The organism is Oceanobacillus saliphilus, from assembly GCF_023522835.1.
GTDB classification, from domain to species: Bacteria; Bacillota; Bacilli; order Bacillales; family Amphibacillaceae; genus Oceanobacillus; species Oceanobacillus saliphilus.
Genome location: NZ_JALCZU010000236.1, coordinates 1 through 255, shown reverse-complemented (window position 1 = coordinate 255; position 255 = coordinate 1). Strand labels below are relative to the sequence as shown.

Sequence of the window (255 nt, the reverse complement as noted above, 5' to 3'; positions counted from 1 at the left end):
CTATCCTCATATGTTCGGAGCATTCTACCGTCCGATAAGGTGAGGTAATTGCCGTGTCGCTCGCCGAGATAATCGGTAACCTCGACGGATTTTATTACGCTACCTTGGAGTGCGGTAAATTCGTTTTGACTGATCACATTGTTGCCAGCTGCGGTAATCGCTTGGAAGGCACGCACACTGTAATCCATCGTTCGCCTGTTGTATTTCTCATGAAGATGCTTGATCAGAATCTCAGACAATGGAACATAACGTGAC

Annotated in this window: 1 protein-coding gene; it reads right to left on the bottom strand. The window is 46.7% G+C overall.

Going from position 1 to position 255, the window contains the following annotated elements:
* Positions 1-188 (bottom strand): hypothetical protein (locus MN204_RS21915; RefSeq protein ID WP_249872988.1); only part of this gene is annotated, 188 nt, incomplete at its 3' end.
* Positions 189-255 lie beyond the last annotated feature (67 nt).